The sequence below is a fragment of the Ectothiorhodospira mobilis genome (assembly GCF_016584115.1).
Taxonomy (GTDB): domain Bacteria; phylum Pseudomonadota; class Gammaproteobacteria; order Ectothiorhodospirales; family Ectothiorhodospiraceae; genus Ectothiorhodospira; species Ectothiorhodospira mobilis.
Genome location: NZ_NRSK01000018.1, coordinates 1 through 17,927, shown reverse-complemented (window position 1 = coordinate 17,927; position 17,927 = coordinate 1). Strand labels below are relative to the sequence as shown.

Here is a 17,927-nt window from a genome sequence, read left to right as displayed (position 1 = left end):
GCCAGACGGGACGCTTACCAAATGAAACTCCAGCAACTCCGATACCTGCAGGCCATCGCCCGGTACAACCTGAACATCTCCGAGGCGGCGGACCGGCTCATGACCTCGCAGCCGGGCATCAGCAAGCAGATCCGGCTCCTGGAGGAGGAGCTGGGTGTGCCCCTGTTCCAGCGCAACGGCAAGCACCTCTCCGGCATGACGCCGGTGGGCCGCCGCATCCTGGGCTACAGCGACATCATCCTGCGGGAGGTGGAGAACATCCGCGCCGCGGCGGAGGAGGCCCGGGACGAGCAGAGCGGGGACCTGCGCATCGCCACCACCCACGCCCAGGCCCGCTACATCCTGCCGCCGGTGGTGGACGCCTTCAAGCATCGCTTCCCCCGGGTGCGGGTGCAGCTGCACCAGGGCACCCCGCGGCAGATCGCCGAGATGCTCGCCCACGACGAGGTGGACTTCATCATCGGCACCGAGCCTTTGCCCGCCGCCGGCCAGGTGATCATGCTCCCCGCCTACCGCTGGTCCCACTGCGTGGTGGTGCCCCGGGGGCACGAACTGGCCGGGGAGAAGGCCCTGCCCCTGGAGAGGCTGGCGGAATACCCCATCGTCACCTACCTGGACGGCTTCAGCGGGCGCACCAAGATGGACGCCGACTTCCGCCGCGCCGGACTCACCCCGGACATCGTCCTCACCGCCGCCGACGCCGATGTCATCAAGACCTACGTGCGCCACGGCATGGGCGTGGGCATCATCGCCCGCATCGCCCTGGAACAGGCCCACGACGACGACCTGGTGGCCATCGACACCCAGCCCCCCTTCTCCGACAACATCACCCGCATCGGCTTCCGCCGCGGCGCCTGGCTGCGCAGCTACATGTTCGACTTCATCACCCTGCTGGCACCCCACCTGACCCACGAGCAGGTGGCCCATGCGGCCCAGGACCTGGACCCCGAAGCGGTGGAACGCCTGTTCGCCGACATGGAGGTACCCACGGGTCAGCCCACCTTCGCCTGATCCGGCCCCATACCGGGATGGACGCGGGTTCCGCCCTGGCGTACATTAACCGGCTGATTTTCCGATGACCGGCAGGTATGGACGACACACGAGAGCAGCCGGAGGCGCACGTCGATGGACTCATCGCGGCGGGGCGCTTCTTTTCGCAGCAGGGGTGGATGCCCGCCACCACCGGGGATCTGTCGCTGCGCCTGGACGCGGGCCCCATGGCCATCACCCGCGCCCACAGCCGCAAGGGGGAGCTGACCCCTGAGGACCTGATGCAGGTGGACCTGGAGGGCAATATCCTCTCGCCGGGGAAACAGCCCTCCGCCGGTAGCTTCCTGCACATCATCCTCTACCGCCGCTCGGCCCGCATCGGCGCCGTACTCCACACCCATTCCGCCAACGCCATCGCCCTCTCCCGCCGCCACGGCGGCGACTTTCTGGTGCTGCAGGGTTACGACCTGCTGGCAGAGGTGGAGGGCGCGGACCCCCGGGGCGGCGAACTGGCCCTGCCCGTCTACCGCCGCACCGCCGAGATCCCCCACCTGGCGGCCCAGGTGGACGAGGACCTGCACGGCCAGCCGGGGATGCCCGGTTTTCTCGTGGAAGGCCACGGCTTCTACACCTGGGGGCGAGACCTGGCCTCGGCCCGCCACCACGTGGAGATCTTCGAATTCCTCTTCGAATGCGAGCTGAAGATGCGCGGACCCCTCCCATGACCCAGGCGATCCTCACCGACATCGAGGGCGTCCTGTGCCCCACCGCCTTCATCCGCCAGGTGTTGATCCCCTACAGCCTGCGCCACCTGCCGGACTTCCTGGCGGCCCATCGGGAAGACCCGCAGGTGCGCCGGCTGCTGGCGGACGTGCGGGCCTACGCCGGAGGCGCCCTGGACGAGACGGCGCTGGTGGAGCGCATGCGCGCCTGGATCGAGGCGGAACAGCAGATCACCCCCCTCAAGGCCCTGCAGGGCCTGATCTGGGAGGCGGGCTACCGACGCGGGGAATTCCAGACCCCGGTGGAGGAGGACATGCTGCAATGCCTCAGGTCATGGCACGACCGGGGGGTTATGGTGTATCTCTTTTCCACTGGCTCCGTCCACGCCCAGGACCTCTGCCTGGCCCACAGCGAGGCGGGGGACCTGCGCCCCCTGGTGGCCCGGTGCTTCGACACCCGCATCGGCGGTAAGCGCCAGACCGCCGCCTACAAGGCCATCGCCGCCGAGAGCGGCCACCCCCCGGCGGGGATCCTCTGTCTGGGGGACCGTGTGGCGGAGCTGGACGCCGCCGCCGCCGCAGGTCTGCAGACCTGCTGCCTGCGCCGCGCCGGGGACACCCGGGATGCCGGCGGCCATCCGGTGGCGGCCTCGCCGCAGCAGGCGGAGGCCGCGGCGGCCAGCGCCATCCCCCACTGACACGCGAACACGGTGAACAGCCCATGTCGGAGTACGCGCTGATCCTGGTCAGCACCGTCCTGGTCAACAACTTCGTCCTGGTGAAGTTTTTGGGCCTGTGCCCCTTCATGGGGGTGTCGCGCAAGGTGGAGACGGCGGTGGGCATGGGTCTGGCCACCACCTTCGTGCTCACCCTGTCGGCGGTGTGCAGCTTTCTGGTGAACGAATACCTGCTGGCCCCCTTCGGGCTGGAATACCTGCGCACCATCGCCTTCATCCTGGTGATCGCCGCGGTGGTGCAGTTCACCGAGATGGTGGTGCACAAGACCAGTCCGTTGCTTTATAACGTTCTGGGAATCTTTCTGCCCCTGATCACCACTAACTGTGCAGTGCTGGGTGTCGCCCTGCTGAACACCCAGGAAATGCATGGTTTCATCGAATCGGTGCTCTACGGCCTGGGGGCGGCCCTGGGATTCTCGCTGGTGCTGGTGCTCTTCGCCGCCCTGCGCGAGCGCATCGCCGCCGCCGACGTCCCCGGCCCCTTCCGTGGCAACGCCATCGCCCTGGTCACCGCCGGGCTCATGTCCCTGGCCTTCATGGGTTTCATCGGGCTGGGGCGCTGAAGGCCCCGGGGCACCGCTTCCCGAGACAGGTAAACGCCTATGTTCGCCGCCGTCGTTGTCATGAGTTCCCTCTCCGCCGCCTTCGGCCTGATCCTGGGCTACGCCTCCATCCGCTTTCGCGTGGAGAGCGATCCCGTGGTGGATCAGATCGACCGTCTCCTGCCCCAGACCCAGTGCGGCCAGTGCGGCTATCCCGGCTGCCGCGCCTACGCCGAGGCCGTGGCTGCGGGCGAGGCCGACATCAACCTCTGCCCGGCGGGCGGCGAGGCCCTGGTGCTGACCCTGGCGGACATGCTGGGACGCGATCCCAAGCCGGTGGAAGGCGAGGCCAAACCCAAGGCCCACGCGGTGATCGACGAGAACCGCTGCATCGGCTGCACCCTGTGCCTGCAGGCCTGCCCCGTGGACGCCATCATCGGCGCCCCCAAGCAACTGCACACCGTGCTCCGGGACCAGTGCACCGGCTGCGAGCTGTGCCTCGACCCCTGCCCGGTGAATTGCATCCACATGCAGCCCGTGCCCCAGGATCTGACCACCTGGAAATGGCCGCTCCCCCTGGAGCGTCCCGACGGCCGCACCCCGGTCCCGGATCTCACCCGACCCAGCGGCGCCGGCGCGTAGGCGGCGCCAACCCATCCGGACACGCGCATCCATGACGGCAACCCCGCACAAGCTATGGCAATTCCACGGCGGCCTGAAGCTGCCGGACCACAAGGCGGAGAGCACCGGCGGGCCGGTGGTCACCCCGCCCCTGGCCGAGCGCCTGATCCTGCCCCTGCGCCAGCACATCGGCCAGCCGGCGCAGGCCTGCGTGCAGCAGGGGCAGCGGGTCTTCAAGGGGCAGATCATCGCCCGCTGCGACACCTATGTGGGCGCCCATATCCATGCCCCCACCTCCGGGCGGGTCGTTGCCATCGGGGATCACCCCGTGCCCCATCCCTCGGGGCTGAGCGCCCCCTGCATCACCCTGGAGCCGGACGGGGAGGACGACTGGGGGGACTGCCGCATGCGCCCCCTGGGGGAGGACGAGGCGGCGGACCCGACGACCCTGCGCAACCGCGTGCGTGAGGCGGGCATCGTCGGCCTGGGCGGGGCCGCCTTCCCCGCGGCGGTGAAGCTCAACCCCCGCCCCGGCCAGGCCATCGACACCCTGATCGTCAACGGCGCCGAGTGCGAGCCCTACATCACCTGCGACGACATGCTCATGCGCACCCGGGCCCGGGAGATCATCGCCGGGCTGCTGCTGGTGCAGCGCACCCTGGGGCCGGCGCGCTGCCTCATCGGCATCGAGGACAACAAACCCGAGGCGCTGCGGGCCATGACCGAGGCCCTGGGGGGCGAGGAGCAGGACAACATCCGCATCGTGGCCCTGCCCAGCATCTATCCCACCGGCGGTGAGCGCCAGCTGATCCGCGTGCTCACCGGGCGCGAGGTGCCCAGCGACGGCCTGCCGGCGGACGTGGGCGTGGTCTGCCACAACGTGGCCACCCTGGCGGCCATCCACCGGGCCGTGCACCATGGCGAACCCCTGATCTCGCGCATCGTCACCGTCACCGGCAGTGGCGTGCGGTCCCCGCGTAATCTGCAGGTCCCCATCGGCACCCCCATCGCCCACCTGGTGGCCCACGCCGGCGGCTATACCGAAGCGGTGGAGCGGCTTATCATGGGCGGCCCGATGATGGGCTTCGCCCTGCCCAGCGACGAGGTGCCCATCATCAAGGGGGGCAACTGCGTCCTCGCCGCCGAGGCCGGTGAGGTGAGCGCCCCCGAGCCGGTGATGCCCTGCATCCGCTGCGGCGAGTGCGTGCGGGTCTGCCCCGTCCGCCTCCTGCCCCAGCAGCTCTACTGGCACACCCGGGCCAAGGAGTTCGACAAGGCCCAGGACCACAACCTGTTCGACTGCATCGAATGCGGCTGCTGCGCCCATGTCTGCCCCAGCAACATCCCCCTGGTGCAGTACTTCCGCTTCGCCAAGAACGAGATCTGGGCCCAGGAGCGGGAGCGCAAGCAGGCGGACGCGGCGCGCATGCGCCACGAACTGCGCCGCCAGCGCCTGGAGCGGGAGAAGCGCGAGAAGGCCGAGCGTATGAACCGCAAGCGCCAGGCCTCCGGCTCCGGCGGGGCCTCCGGCGCCGCCGACGCGGCGAAGAAGGCCGCCGTACAGGCGGCCCTGGAACGGGCCCAGGCGCGCAAGGCGGCAAAGCAGGACGCCTCCGGAAGCGACGCCTCCTGAAAACCCCCGGGTTCCCAGGGCCCCCAACCCAACCCCGACCAAGACGGTACGTGATGCGTTTCAAGACCTTCACCTCCCCCCACATGAGCCCGGTGCGCAGCGTCCACCGGGTGATGCGCCAGGTGCTCTACGGACTGCTGCCCGGCACCGCGGCCATGGCCTGGTTCTTCGGCTGGGGGGTGCTGGTGAACGTCCTGCTGGCGGTGACCGTGGCCCTGGCCACGGAGGCGCTGATGCTGCTGCTGCGCCGCCGGCCCGTGCGCCCCTTCATCACCGACCTGTCGGCGGTGGTGGCCGGCTGGCTCTTCGCCCTGGCGATCCCGCCCCTGACCCCGTGGTGGATCACCCTGGTGGGGGTCGCCTTCGCCATGGCCGTGGCCAAGCATCTCTACGGCGGCCTGGGCTACAACCCCTTCAATCCCGCCATGATCGGCTACGTGGTGGCGGTCATCTCCTTCCCCCGGGAGATGACCCTGTGGATCCCCCCGGGGACCCTGGCGGATCCGGCCTTCACCTTCAGCCAGACCCTGGGGATCATCTTCCAGGGCCAGCTGCCCGCGGGGCTCTCCTGGGATGCCGTCACCAGCGCCACGCCCCTGGACCGGATCCAGTCGGGCCTGGGGGTGGGCCAGCCCCTGGGGGCCATCCAGGACACCCCCCTGTTCGGTTTCGTCGCCGGACGGGGCTGGGAGTGGATCAACCTGGCCTTCCTCGCCGGGGGGCTGTGGCTGCTCCACCGCCGCGTCATCACCTGGCAGGCCCCGGCGGGGATGCTGGGGGCCCTGTTCCTCATCTCCGGGCTGTTCTGGCTCATGGACCCCGCCGCCTATCCCGACCCCCTGTTCCAGCTCTTCAGCGGTGCCGCCATGCTGGGGGCCTTCTTCATCGCCACCGACCCGGTATCCGGCAGCGCCACCCCGGGGGGCCGGCTGCTCTTCGGCGCGGGCGTGGGACTGCTGGTCTTCATCATCCGCAGCTGGGGGGCCTATGCCGAAGGGGTGGCCTTCGCCGTACTGCTGATGAACATGATGGCCCCCACCATCGACCAGTACACCCAGCCCCGGGTGTTCGGACGGCGGGCCCGCGGCCAGGAGGACCAGGGATGATCCGCAACGTCCTCATCTCCGCGTTCCTGCTGGCGGTGTTCGGCCTCACCGGCGCGGCCCTGGTGGCCACCGTGCACCAGGGCACCCAGGCACGCATCCAGGCCAACCGCGAGGCCGACACCCTGGAGCGGCTGCACGCCATTCTCCCAAAAGGGGCCTACGACAACGCCATCGTGCAGGATACCGTACACCTGTCCCATCCCCTGCTGGGGGGCGGGGAGCGCACGGTCTACCGCGCCCGCCGGGACGGCCAGCCGGTGGCGGCCGTGTTCTCCGTGATGGCCCATGGCGGTTATGCCGGCGACATCCGCCTGCTGGTGGGTGTGATGGCCGACGGCCGCATCGCCGGGGTGCGGGTGGTGGAACACCACGAGACCCCGGGCCTGGGGGACGGCATCGAGGCCGCCAAGTCCGACTGGATCCTGGGCTTCGATGGGCGGGCCCTGGGGGATCCCCCCCGGGAGGACTGGGCCGTGCGCCGGGACGGCGGGATCTTCGACCAGTTCACCGGCGCCACCATCACGCCGCGGGCCGTGGTGGAGGCGGTCCGCGACACCCTTATCTACTTCGGGGACCACCGCGATCAGGTCTTCGCACAGAACCGGCAGAACCCAGGGGAGGCCCCATGAGCACCCGCTCCTATCGCAGGATCGTCGCCGACGGCTTCTGGCACAACAATCCGGGGCTGGTGCAGCTGCTGGGCCTGTGCCCGCTGCTGGCCATCTCCGGCACCGTGGTCAACGCCCTGGGGCTGGGGCTGGCCACCACCCTCACCCTGGTGGCCTCCAACCTCTCCGTCTCCGCCATCCGCAACTGGGTGCGCCCGGAGATCCGCATCCCGGTGTACGTGCTCATCATCGCCTCGGTGGTGACCGCCATCGAACTGGCCATGAACGCCTATTTCCACGAGCTGTACCTGATCCTGGGGATCTTCATCCCCCTGATCGTCACCAACTGCGCCATCATCGGCCGCGCCGAGGCCTTCGCCTCCAAGAACCCCATGCCCCGGGCCCTGGTGGACGCCCTGGCCATGGGGCTGGGGTTCACCGCGGTGCTGGTGGCCCTGGGGGGACTGCGGGAGGCCCTGGGCCAGGGCACCCTGTTCGCCCAGGCCCATCTCATGTTCGGCGACATGGCCCGGGGCCTGACCCTCACCCTCGTGGAGGACTACCGCGGCTTCCTCCTGGCCGTGCTGCCCCCCGGGGCCTTCATCGGCCTGGGGCTGCTGCTGGCCCTGAAGAACGCCGTGGACGAACACCTGGAACGGCGCGCAGCGCGCCGGCGGGCGGCCATGACCGAGCAACCCCAGACCTGAGGCCGCCCATGGAAGACCGTACCCGCCGGGAGATCTTCGAGCGCTGGCGCCGCGCCAACCCCCATCCCACCACCGAGCTGCACTACAGCACCCCCTTCGAGCTCCTGGTGGCCGTGATCCTCTCGGCCCAGGCCACCGACCGGGGGGTGAACCGGGCCACCGAGGGCCTGTTCGCCGTGGCCAACACCCCCCAGGCCATCCTCGACCTGGGCCTGGAGGGGCTCAAGGACCATATCCGCAGCATCGGGCTGTACAACGCCAAGGCGGAGAACATCCTGCGCACCTGCCGCATCCTGGTGGAGCACCACGGCGGCCAGGTGCCGCAAGACCGGGAGGCCCTGGAGGCCCTGCCCGGGGTGGGACGCAAGACCGCCAATGTCCTGCTCAACACCGCCTTCGGCGAACCCACCATCGCCGTGGACACCCACATCTTCCGCGTCGCCAACCGCACGGGCATCGCCCCGGGCAGGACCCCGCTGGCGGTGGAGAAGCGCCTCATGGAGGTGGTGCCCATGGAATTCCGCCGCGACGCCCACCACTGGATGATCCTGCACGGCCGCTATGTCTGCACCGCCCGCGCCCCCCGCTGCGGGGCATGTCTCATCGCCGACCTGTGCGAATACGATGAAAAGCGAACCTGATCACGGCAACACCCCCCCGGAGAAGGGGAGACGAATGGCGGCGTTTGTGAGACTATAACCCGTTACGGATCCTGGACGCGGGACGTACACGGATGCTGCGCGGCAAGGGGCTGCCCCCCACCCTAGGAAACACCCACATCACGGGACCGGCACCGGACGGCCATGGGGTCGGGCGTGCCTCCCGGCGGCGAGGCGGCCCCCGGCCGGTACGGCCGTGAGCTCCGGGGACTCCCAGGCACAGCGCACCCGCTTCCTCTACGAGGGCCTGCCCGCCTCCCTGCCCATCAGCCTGGCAACCGGCCTGGTGCTGGTGGCCACCCACTGGACCTTCCTGCCCGACCCCCTGATGCTGGGCTGGCTGACCATCCTGGCCGCGGCGGCGGCCCTGCGCGGATTCCTGTGGGTGGGTTTCCGGCGCGCCTGCCGCCGGGGGGAGGACGCCGACCCCTGCTGGCTGCAGTACTTTCGCCTGGGGGCCCTGGCCATGGGCATCGCCTGGGCCCTGGGGGCGCTGCTGCTGACCCAGTCGGGGGACGCGGCCCGCCAGTTCCTCCTGGCCTTCGCCATGGCCGGCATCAGCGCCGGGGTGCTCCTCACCCTGGCCACCGACCGGGTCTCGGCCCTGCTGGTGGTGGCCCCCATGCTCATGGCCCTGGGCCTGGGGCTGCAACTCCAGGAGCAGGGGATGCCCACCGTCTCCGCGGGCATCATCCTGCTGTTTCTGGCCTTCGTTGCCCTCACCTCGGGGCGCATGCAGCAACGCTTCGAGGAGAACTTCCGTCTGCGCCGGGAGGCCGAGGCACAACGCGCCCATATCCGGGACAACGAACTGCGCTGGCGCTTCGCCCTGGATGGCAGCGGCCAGGGGCTCTGGGACTGGGACCTGGCCACGGGCCGGGTGTATTACTCACCCCAGTGGCTGCACCTGCTGGGCCACACCCATGACCCCGGCCGCCCCTCCCTGGAGCTGCGCCAGACCCATATCCACCCGGAGGACCGGGCCCGGGTGGAGCGCGCCCTGGACCGTCACCTGCGCGGCATCGTGCCCCGCTACGAGTGTGAATACCGCATGCGGCGCGCCGACGGCGGCCTCATCTGGGTGCACGACCGCGGCCGGGTGGTCACCCGCACACCCCGGGGCGATGCCCTGCGCTTCATCGGCGTGCTCCAGGACATCAGCCGGCGCAAGCGGGTGGAAACGGCCCTGCGGGAGGAACGCCGGCTCTTCGCCACGGGTCCGGTGGCCCTGCTGGTGTGGGAAGGCATGGACAAGCGCCGCGTGGTCTATGCCTCGGCCAATATCCGGGACCTGCTGGGATACGGCCCCGGGGAGCTCTACGCCGACCGCTTCAGCTTCACCGACCTGGTGCATCCCCAGGATGTGATGCAACTGGTGCAGGACACCCCAAAGCCCGGTCAGGATCAGGTGGAGCAGTCCTACCGGCTGCGGCACCGCTCGGGGGCATACCGCTGGTTCTACGACATCACCCGCGCCGACCGGGACGAGCAGGGCCGCATCGTGCGCCTGCGGGGTTATCTCTTCGACCAGACCCGCATCAAGCGCATGGAGCAGGCCCTCGCCCGCAGCGAACGGCGCAACCGCGCCCTGCTGGAGGCCCTGCCGGACCTGGTGCTGCGCTTCGACGCCCGGGGCCGCTACCTGGCCTGGCATGCAGGCAACGCCGGCATGCTCTACGTCCCGCCGGAGCGCTTCCTCCACCGCAGCCTCTTCGAGGTGCTCCCGGCCGCCGCGGCCCAAAGGCTCTACGAGGGCATCCACCAGGTGCTCCTGCAGGGGCGCACGCAGGTGGTGGAGTACACCCTGGAGATGGAAGATGGTGGATACTCGGTATTCGAGGCCCGACTGGTGCGGCTGGGGGACGACGAGGTGCTGGCGGTGGTGCGCGACGTCACCGCCCAGAAGCAGGCCACGGAGCGCATCAGTCACCTGGCCTTCCACGATGCCCTCACCCAGCTCCCCAACCGGCGGCTGATCCAGGACCGCATCCGCCACGCCATGGAGCACGGCCAGCGCCACGGCCACCACAATGCCCTACTGTTCCTGGATCTGGATCACTTCAAGGCCCTCAACGACAGCCACGGCCACGCCGTGGGGGACCGGCTGCTGCAGCAGGTGGCGGTCCGCCTCAAGGGCTGCCTGCGGGAATCGGACACCGTGGCGCGCCTGGGTGGGGATGAGTTCGTGGTGCTGCTGGAGGACCTGGAACGGAACGAATCCCTGGCCCGGGATCAGGCCCTGCAGGCGGGAGACAAGATCCTGAAGGCCCTGTCGCGTCCCTACAACCTGGGGGATCTGGAGTATATCGCCACCCCCAGCATCGGCCTGTGCCTGTTCCGGGGCCAGGGGCTGGAGGTGGAGGAACTCATGCGCCGGGCGGACCAGGCCATGTACCGGGTGAAGAAGGCCGGCCGCAACGGTCTGCATCTGTTTCAGGCCAAGGCCACACCGCTGCCCGAGCGTGCCACCGGAAAGGGATGAATCGTTTCAGGCCCGCTTGGCCGCATCCTGCTGCAGGTCCATGATCAGACGGTTGAGGGTGCGCTCGGCGGCGGGTTGCAGGGCACTGAACTGCAGTCCCAGACGGCAGCGCCCCTCGCGGCGGGGATCCGGCTTGACGTTGCGCACCACCGCCGGCAGATCGCTCCAGCGGTATTCCCCCATCTCCAGGGTCCGGATCAGGACCCCGGTGCCCGGATCCGGCATGTCTCCGGCATCCAGTTCACAGTCCAGCCCCAGCCCCTGGATGGAGACATCCGCCGGACGCCCGGAGTAGACCGGCTGGTCGTCCCCCGTCCCCTCGTCCAGGCACCAGTGGGCCCGGGCCTCCATGGCCAGGGGGATGGCAACGCGAAAGGCCCCACGCCGCTGGCGATAGTCCACCACCTCCGGCCAGCGGCATACCAGGGCCTGGAGATCCCCCTCCTCGTGCAGCCGCTCATACACCGTGCGGAAGATCAGGGGCACGCCGCGCAGGGAGGCCCGGACCCGGAGTTCGTCCCCCGGGGCCAGGCGGCGCATCAGGACCTCGTTGTTGGGGGCCTCCAAAGCCAGCTGGTCGCTCTCCGGGGCCAGCTGGAGCAGCTGACTGACCCCCTGCAGGCGCAGGGGGGCATGCTCCAGTGGCGACGCCTCCCCTTCCGGGGCCGGCTCCGGGGCCACACTGGCGCTCACGGTGAGCAGGGCCCGGGCCCTGATGAGCTCGCGCAGGAGGGTCTGCTGTCGCCGGCGGTTGCGGATCAGGCTGGCGCTGGGGTCGGACATGGGGGATCGACGCATGGATGCAGGGGTCGGACATGATACCATCTGCCACCGGGCCTGTGATGTCAGCATCCGCGGCCCCACACCCTTGCCCGGACCGGCCGCACCATGAAGCCAGCCCCCAGACTGCACCACCCCCCATACCTCACCGGCCGGCCCAACCCGGCTACGGCCCCATGATGCGGGGGGCCGGGCTGCAGCATTTCCGGCAGATGGTGGAGGAGGCCTCCGACGCCATCCTCCTGCTGGACCGGGCCGGCATCATCCGCTACGCCAATGCGGCGGCGGCCCGGCTTTTCGGGCATCCCCTCAAGACCCTGCAGGGACACGAGTTCGGCTTCGTGGTGGTGCCCGATGAGCCCACCGAGATCCAGATCCCCCATCCCCGGCGGGGCGTGGTGTCCGCCGACGTGCGCACCGTACCCATGGACATGCAGGGGGAACCGGTCTGGGTGGTCTACCTGCGGGACGTGACCGACCGCAAGCGGGCCGAACAGGCGACCCGGGAGAACGAGGTCATCTTCCAGCATCTGCTGCAGGAGGTCCCGGACATCGCCATCCAGGGCTATCACCTGGACGGCACCGTGTTCTACTGGAACCGGGCCAGCCAACGGGTCTTCGGCTACGACGCCGGGGAGGCCCTTCAGGCCAGCCTGCTGGATCTGATCGTGCCCGAGAACCTGCGCGGGGAGATGGAGGAGAACCTGCGGGGGATGCGTGCCGAAGGGACGCCCCCCGAGTCCGGCCCCCTCACCCTGCGCCACAAGGACGGCCATCCGGTGGAGATCTATTGCGTCCACGCCGCCCTGGAATACGGCCCCGAGGACACACGCCTGTTCTGCATGGGGGTGGACCTCACGGAGAAACAACGGGACCAGCTGCGCCTGCGGGAGACCATCCGCGCCGGCAACATCGGCCTGTTCGACTGGGACCTGCGCACCGACAAGGTCTTCTACTCCCGGGAGTGGAAGGCCCAGCTGGGCTATGAGGACTGGGAGATCGGCGACGACTTCAGCGAATGGCGCTCGCGCCTGCATCCGGACGATCTGGAGCCCGCACAGCGCAAGGTGGCCGCCTTTCTCGCCAACCCCGAGGGACGCTACATCAACGAGGCGCGCATGCGCCACAAGGACGGGAGTTACCGCTGGATCCTGGCCCAGGGCTCCCTCATCCGGGGCGCGGACGGCCATCCCGCCCGGCTGCTGGGTTCCCATCTGGACATCACCCAGCGGCATGTCACCGAGGAGAGCCTGCAACGGCTGGCCTTCGCCGTGGACCAGAGCCCCAGCATCGTGGTGATCACCGACACCACCGGTCTGATCCGCTATGTCAACCGCCAGTTCTGCCACATCACCGGCTACACGGAATCCGAGGTAATGGGCATGAACGCCCAGCGGCTGGGCTCGGGCCTGCCCGGCGACGACAAGGACCCCGGCCTGTTCGAGAAACTGTCCCGGGGCGGGACCTGGGAGGGGCAGTTCAAGAACCGGCGCAGGAACGGCGAGATCTACTGGGAGCGGGCCCGCATCTACCCCATCCGCGACGGCCAGGGGCATATCACCCACTACATCAAGCTGGCCGAGGACATCACCGACCGCAAGCACCTGAGCGACCGCCTGGACTACCTGGCCTTCCACGACCCCCTCACGGGGCTGGCCAACCGCGACCTGTTCCTGGACCGGCTCGGGCAGGCCCTGGCGGTGGCGCGCCGGGATGACCACGTGCTGGCGGTGGGCCTGCTGGACCTGGACGATTTCAAGGTGGTGAACGACTCCCTGGGGCACGAACAGGGGGACCGCCTGCTGGTCCAGGTGGCGCGCCGCCTGCGGGCCCATCTGCGGGAGGGGGATACCCTGGCCCGGTTCGGCGGCGATGAGTTCGTGCTGCTGCTCAGCCCCCTGGAGCGGCCCCAGGACGTGATCCCGGTGGTGGAACACCTGCAGCAGGCCTTCGCGGAACCCTTCCTCCTGGGGGACAACAGCCCCATGGTGCTGGGCTTCAGCATCGGCATCGCCGTCTTCCCCCAGGACAGCGACCGCGCCGAGGAACTGATCCGTCACGCCGACGCCGCCATGTACCGGGCCAAGAACCAGGGCCGCCACAACTACAATTTCTACACCCGGGAACTGGACACCCAGTTGCACGAGCGCATGACCGTGGACCAGGCCATGCGCCGGGGCCTGGAGAACCAGGAGTTCCTGCTGCACTTCCAGCCCCGGGTGGACCTGGCCAGCGGCCGCATCCACAGCCTGGAGGCCCTGGTGCGCTGGCAGCACCCGGAATGGGGCCTGGTCTCCCCCGGGCGCTTCATCCCCCTGGCGGAGGAGACCGGCTTCATCCTCGCCCTGGGGCCGGAGATCCTGCGCCAGGCCTGCCTGCAGATCCGTGCCTGGGAGGCGGCGGGGCTGGAGGCACCTCCGGTGGCGGTGAACCTGTCGGGACGGGAGTTCCAGCAGAAGGGGCTGGTGGAGCGCACCCTGGAGACCCTGGAGGAGACCGGTGTGGAGCCGGGACACATCGAGTTCGAGATCACCGAGAGCGCCGCCATGCGTTCGGTGGAGCGTACCATCCGCATCCTCTCGCGCATGCACGAGCAGGGCTTTCACATCTCCATCGACGATTTCGGCACCGCCTATTCCTCCCTGAACTACCTCAAGCGGCTGCCGGTGCAGGCCATCAAGATCGACCAGTCCTTCGTCATGGACCTGGGGGACGACCCCGACGCCCATCCCGAGGACGCGGCCATCGTGCGGGCCATCATCGGCCTGGGGGAGACCCTGGGCCTGGAGGTGATCGCCGAGGGGGTGGAGACCGCCGCCCAGCAGCGCTTTTTGCTGGCACACGGCTGCCGCATCGGCCAGGGGTTCCTCTTCAACCGTCCCCAGCCGGCCGGGATCATCGCCCGACACCTGCCCGCCCGCACCAGGGCGATCGCCACCCAGGCCTTACGGGGCCGATCCTGAGCGGGAGGATCAGCCCGGGCCGGGTTGCAGCACCACCCCGTCCCGGGCCATGCGCGCCCGGGCCTGTTCGCCCCCCTCCGGGGACACTGGCAGTGCCCCGCCGGGGAGCAGCACGGCCGCGAAACCCAGGCCCACGGCATCCCGGGCGGTGGCCTCGACACAGACATCCTCCGCCAGACCACCGATCCACAGGCGCTGCACCCCCTGGCGGCGCAGCTCCTGCTCCAGCCCCGTCTCGTCGAAGGCGGAATACTGATCCTTGTCGAAGCGGGTCCCCTTGGTGACGGTGATGCACTCCGCAGGCAGGTCCAGCTCCGGATGGAAGGCGGCACCGGGGGTGTCCTGCAGGCAGTGGACGGGCCAGGGGCCGCCCTGCTCCGTAAAACTGGGGTGGTGCAGGGGATGCCAGTCCCGGGAGGCATAGACCGGCAGTCCCCGGGCCCGGGCCGCCTCCAGGGCGCGGTTGAGGACGGGGATCACCCGGTCCCCCAGGGGGATGGGCAGGCGCCCGCCGGGGCAGAAATCGTTCTGCACGTCCACCACCAGCAGGGCGTCCCCGGGCCGCAGCAGCGGATCGATGGTATCACCCATGGCACACCTCCTCCGGGGCAACCCCCGGCATGCGGCCCCCACGGGGGCGTTTCAGTCCCGCGCCAGGTCCCGGGTCACCGCCGCCTGATGGGCCTGCAGGGCGTCACTGACCCGCACCGGATAGGGGGGATCGGCCGGCGCAAGGCCGCGCACGGCCTGGGGCAGGCGCGCCACCTGGGCCTGGGCCCGCTGTCGCAGTGTATCCGGGGACGGGGCCGGCGCAAGCCGCCAGCCGCTGCTCATCACCGGCTGCAGCAGGGGCTCCCCCTCCAGGGCCTCCCCGGCCCGGGCGATGACATCCCCCGCCTCCGGCGCGTCCCCCAGGCGGCGGAAGACCTGCTTGCGCCCCGGCAGCACGGGCTTGCCGGTGGACAGCTTGAGCCGCCCCCGGCCCGCGTACTCACAGAGCTTGTAGGCCATGTCCAGGTCCGGGGCATCGCTGGACACCCCCATGGAGGTTCCCACCCCGAAGCCGTCGATGGGGGCCCCGGCGCGCAGCAGGCGGTCCACCTCGTCCTCGTCCAGGCCGCCGCTCACCAGGATCCCCACCCCCTCAAGACCCGCGGCATCCAGACGCTCCCGTGCCTGATACGACAGGCGCTCCAGGTCGCCGGAATCCAGACGGATGGCGCTGACCCGGAAATCCGGCCCCAGCTCCCGGGCCAGATGGATGACCCGGTCCACCCCCTGGAGGGTGTCGTAGGTATCCACCAGGAGCACGGTGTCGGGATAGAGGCGGGTGAATTCCAGAAAGGCCTGCTGCTCGTCCTCGTGGGCCTGGATGTAGCTGTGGGCCATGGTGCCCTTCACCGGCAGGCCGTAGAGCCGCCCCGCCAGGACATTGGAGGTCCCCGCCGCCCCCGCGATATGAAAGGCCCGCGCCCCCTTGAGGGCGGCGTCCAGGCCGTGGATGCGGCGCGCACCGAAGTCGATCACGGCCCGTCCCCGGGCCGCCTCCACCACCCGGGCCGCCTTGGAGGCCTGCACCGTCTGCAGGTGCATCTGGTTCATCACCAGGGTCTCGATGAGCTGCCCCTCGGGCAGCGGGGCGATCACCTCCAGCAGGGGTTCGTTGGCGAACAGGGGGGTCCCCTCCTCCACGGCATGCACCTCGCCAGTGAAACGGAATCCCGCCAGATAATCCAGGAAGCCGTCGGAGAACAGCCCCAGTCCCTCCAGATAGGCCAGGTCCTCCCGGGTAAAGCGCAGGGCCTCCAGCTGCTCCAGCACCGTGTGCAGCCCGCAGGCCAGGATGTAGTTGCGCCGGGGCGGCAGGCGGCGGGTGAACAGGCTGAACACCGCCGTGTCCATCCTGTCCTGCGCCCAGTAGGCCTGCATCATGGTGAGTTCGTACAGGTCCGTGAACAGGGCCAGGCCCTGGGGACCAGCGGGGCTGGGAAGAGCGCTGCCTGAGGTCATGGGGCTCCCCTGGATGGGAACGGGAGGATGGGGCCGGATGGCCCCTGATACCGATCTTAGTATACTCGGCCCGGACATCGTAAAGCCCATCCGTCACCGGGAGCCCCCATGGACAGCCACACCCGGCCCCTCGAAGAACGCATCCGATGGCTGTACGCACTGGCGGAGCATCATGCCCGCACCTTCTCCGGTGCGGAGGCAACCCTGGATCGCACCCGCTACCTGGCCCGTCATCCCACCCGGGTGGTGGTGATGAAGTGCATGGACGGGCGCATCCATATCCCCCATGCCACGGGCACCCCCCTGGGGGTGATCCATCCCTTCCGCAACCTGGGGGGACGCTTCGACCTGGGCTGGCCCTTCCTGGGGGAGATGCTCACCCGCACGGTGCAGCAGGCGGCCGCCTGCGGGCACCGGGTGCTCATGATGATCACCTATCATTTCTCCCGCGGGGACCGCGCCCGGGGCTGCGCCGGGTTCGACTGCGACACCGGGGCCGCCCGGGCCCACGCCTTTCAGATCCGGGATCAGGCCCGGCAGCTCTTCGGACCGGGAGGCGAGAGCGTCTATCCCCTGGTGTGCGGCTTCGAGACCGACGAGGAGGCCCTGACCCTGCACGGCGAGGCCGGGGCCACCCTGGATCTGGCCACCCTATCCCCGCAACAGCGTGGGGAACTGGCCCGCCAGGTGATGGAACTCTGCCCGGATATGCCCGGGGAGGTATGCCGTGACCTGATGCCCCTGCTGCAAGGCAATCTGGGTCACATCGCCGCCCTGCGGGACACCATCCGTGACCTGGACCTGCAGCACCGGGAATGGGCCATCTGCGTGGGCCAGGGCTTTGATTTCCTGCATGTGCCCAACACGGCCCTGATCATCGGCCCCTACAGCCCCGATCTGGCCGAACCCATCCGCAACGCCGCGGCCATCATCCGGGGCAACATGGCCGCCGGACGGATCCCGGACGACGGCTGCCTGCTCCTGGCCTCGGCCCCCTACGAGGAGATGGGGGTGGACCGGGCCCGGGCCGAACTCAAGGCGCGCTTCCTGGGGGGATTCGCCGCCAGGGTCATTGAACGGGAGGATCCGGATCTGGCCCGGCGCATGGTCCGCCACACCGCCGTGGTGGACTGGCGTACCCGGGGGCTGGAACGGCTGCCCGTCTGAGCGCACCACAGGGGATGGAGGTTGACTGGGACGGTTGGGGGGATGACGGACCGTGGAGCCAAGGCAAATCGCGCCGTCACGTGCCCGGGTACGCCAGTCCACCACGGCGGTGTGGCGGACCATGCGCCGGGCCAGATCCGGATCCTCCCGTTCAATGACCCTGGCGGCGAATCCCCCCAGGAAGCGCGCCTTGAGTTCGG

16 protein-coding genes are annotated in these 17,927 nt (G+C 69.7%); 13 read left to right on the top strand and 3 right to left on the bottom strand.

All coding sequences use genetic code 11. From position 1 onward, the window contains the following. Window positions 1-21: 21 nt before the first annotated feature. The 11 genes from CKO33_RS08525 (at window position 22) to CKO33_RS08475 (ending at window position 10,807) form a co-directional block, all read left to right on the top strand. A complete protein-coding gene (locus CKO33_RS08525) occupies window positions 22-1,011 on the top strand; it encodes a LysR substrate-binding domain-containing protein (RefSeq protein WP_200181476.1) in 990 nt (329 codons plus the stop codon). Window positions 1,012-1,088: 77 nt separating this feature from the next. Then, on the top strand, window positions 1,089-1,715 hold the full coding sequence (mtnB, locus tag CKO33_RS08520) for a methylthioribulose 1-phosphate dehydratase (RefSeq protein WP_200181474.1): 627 nt from the start codon (window positions 1,089-1,091) through the stop codon (window positions 1,713-1,715). Beyond that, window positions 1,712-2,410 carry an acireductone synthase gene (mtnC, locus tag CKO33_RS08515; RefSeq protein ID WP_200181472.1) on the top strand — a complete coding sequence of 233 codons (699 nt, stop codon included), beginning with the start codon at window positions 1,712-1,714 and terminating at the stop codon, window positions 2,408-2,410. Before mtnB ends, mtnC begins: the two co-directional genes overlap by 4 nt. 23 nt (window positions 2,411-2,433) lie before the next feature. Further along, window positions 2,434-3,012: an electron transport complex subunit RsxA gene (rsxA, locus tag CKO33_RS08510; protein ID WP_200181471.1), complete on the top strand. Its 579-nt coding sequence runs from the start codon at window positions 2,434-2,436 to the stop codon at window positions 3,010-3,012. A 39-nt stretch (window positions 3,013-3,051) separates the two neighbouring features. Continuing rightward, entirely contained in the window at window positions 3,052-3,633 is a 582-nt protein-coding gene (gene rsxB, locus CKO33_RS08505; protein ID WP_200181469.1) for an electron transport complex subunit RsxB, read from the top strand. A 31-nt stretch (window positions 3,634-3,664) separates the two neighbouring features. Further along, window positions 3,665-5,245 carry an electron transport complex subunit RsxC gene (gene rsxC, locus CKO33_RS08500; RefSeq protein WP_200181467.1) on the top strand — a complete coding sequence of 527 codons (1,581 nt, stop codon included), beginning with the start codon at window positions 3,665-3,667 and terminating at the stop codon, window positions 5,243-5,245. Window positions 5,246-5,298: 53 nt separating this feature from the next. Then, complete coding sequence (rsxD, locus tag CKO33_RS08495) at window positions 5,299-6,351, top strand: electron transport complex subunit RsxD (protein ID WP_200181465.1); 1,053 nt, start codon at window positions 5,299-5,301, stop codon at window positions 6,349-6,351. Then, on the top strand, window positions 6,348-6,980 hold the full coding sequence (gene rsxG / locus CKO33_RS08490; RefSeq protein WP_200181464.1) for an electron transport complex subunit RsxG: 633 nt from the start codon (window positions 6,348-6,350) through the stop codon (window positions 6,978-6,980). Before rsxD ends, rsxG begins: the two co-directional genes overlap by 4 nt. After that, complete coding sequence (locus CKO33_RS08485) at window positions 6,977-7,666, top strand: electron transport complex subunit E (protein ID WP_200181462.1); 690 nt, start codon at window positions 6,977-6,979, stop codon at window positions 7,664-7,666. The genes rsxG and CKO33_RS08485 overlap by 4 nt, the downstream gene beginning before the upstream one ends. Before the next feature lie 8 nt (window positions 7,667-7,674). Continuing rightward, on the top strand, window positions 7,675-8,307 hold the full coding sequence (nth, locus tag CKO33_RS08480) for an endonuclease III (RefSeq protein WP_200181460.1): 633 nt from the start codon (window positions 7,675-7,677) through the stop codon (window positions 8,305-8,307). 214 nt (window positions 8,308-8,521) lie between these two features. Beyond that, window positions 8,522-10,807, top strand: coding sequence for a diguanylate cyclase domain-containing protein (locus CKO33_RS08475; protein WP_200181458.1), 2,286 nt, complete (start codon window positions 8,522-8,524; stop codon window positions 10,805-10,807). 6 nt (window positions 10,808-10,813) lie between these two features. Here CKO33_RS08475 and CKO33_RS13875 read toward each other — a convergent pair whose 3' ends face one another. Then, a complete protein-coding gene (locus CKO33_RS13875; protein ID WP_200181451.1) occupies window positions 10,814-11,590 on the bottom strand; it encodes a flagellar brake protein in 777 nt (258 codons plus the stop codon). A 173-nt stretch (window positions 11,591-11,763) separates the two neighbouring features. Between CKO33_RS13875 and CKO33_RS08465 the strand changes: the two genes are divergently transcribed. After that, window positions 11,764-14,550 (top strand): sensor domain-containing protein, encoded by a 2,787-nt coding sequence (locus CKO33_RS08465; RefSeq protein ID WP_200181444.1) that lies wholly within the window; start codon window positions 11,764-11,766, stop codon window positions 14,548-14,550. 9 nt (window positions 14,551-14,559) lie between these two features. On the opposite strand, the gene CKO33_RS08460 is transcribed toward CKO33_RS08465, so the two are convergent. Together CKO33_RS08460 and CKO33_RS08455 are read right to left on the bottom strand one after the other, a co-directional pair. Continuing rightward, on the bottom strand, window positions 14,560-15,141 hold the full coding sequence (locus CKO33_RS08460) for an isochorismatase family protein (protein WP_200181442.1): 582 nt from the start codon (window positions 15,139-15,141) through the stop codon (window positions 14,560-14,562). A 51-nt stretch (window positions 15,142-15,192) separates the two neighbouring features. Beyond that, entirely contained in the window at window positions 15,193-16,560 is a 1,368-nt protein-coding gene (locus tag CKO33_RS08455) for a nicotinate phosphoribosyltransferase (protein ID WP_200181440.1), read from the bottom strand. A 108-nt stretch (window positions 16,561-16,668) separates the two neighbouring features. Between CKO33_RS08455 and CKO33_RS08450 the strand changes: the two genes are divergently transcribed. Then, on the top strand, window positions 16,669-17,727 hold the full coding sequence (locus CKO33_RS08450; RefSeq protein WP_200181438.1) for a carboxysome shell carbonic anhydrase: 1,059 nt from the start codon (window positions 16,669-16,671) through the stop codon (window positions 17,725-17,727). Window positions 17,728-17,927 lie beyond the last annotated feature (200 nt).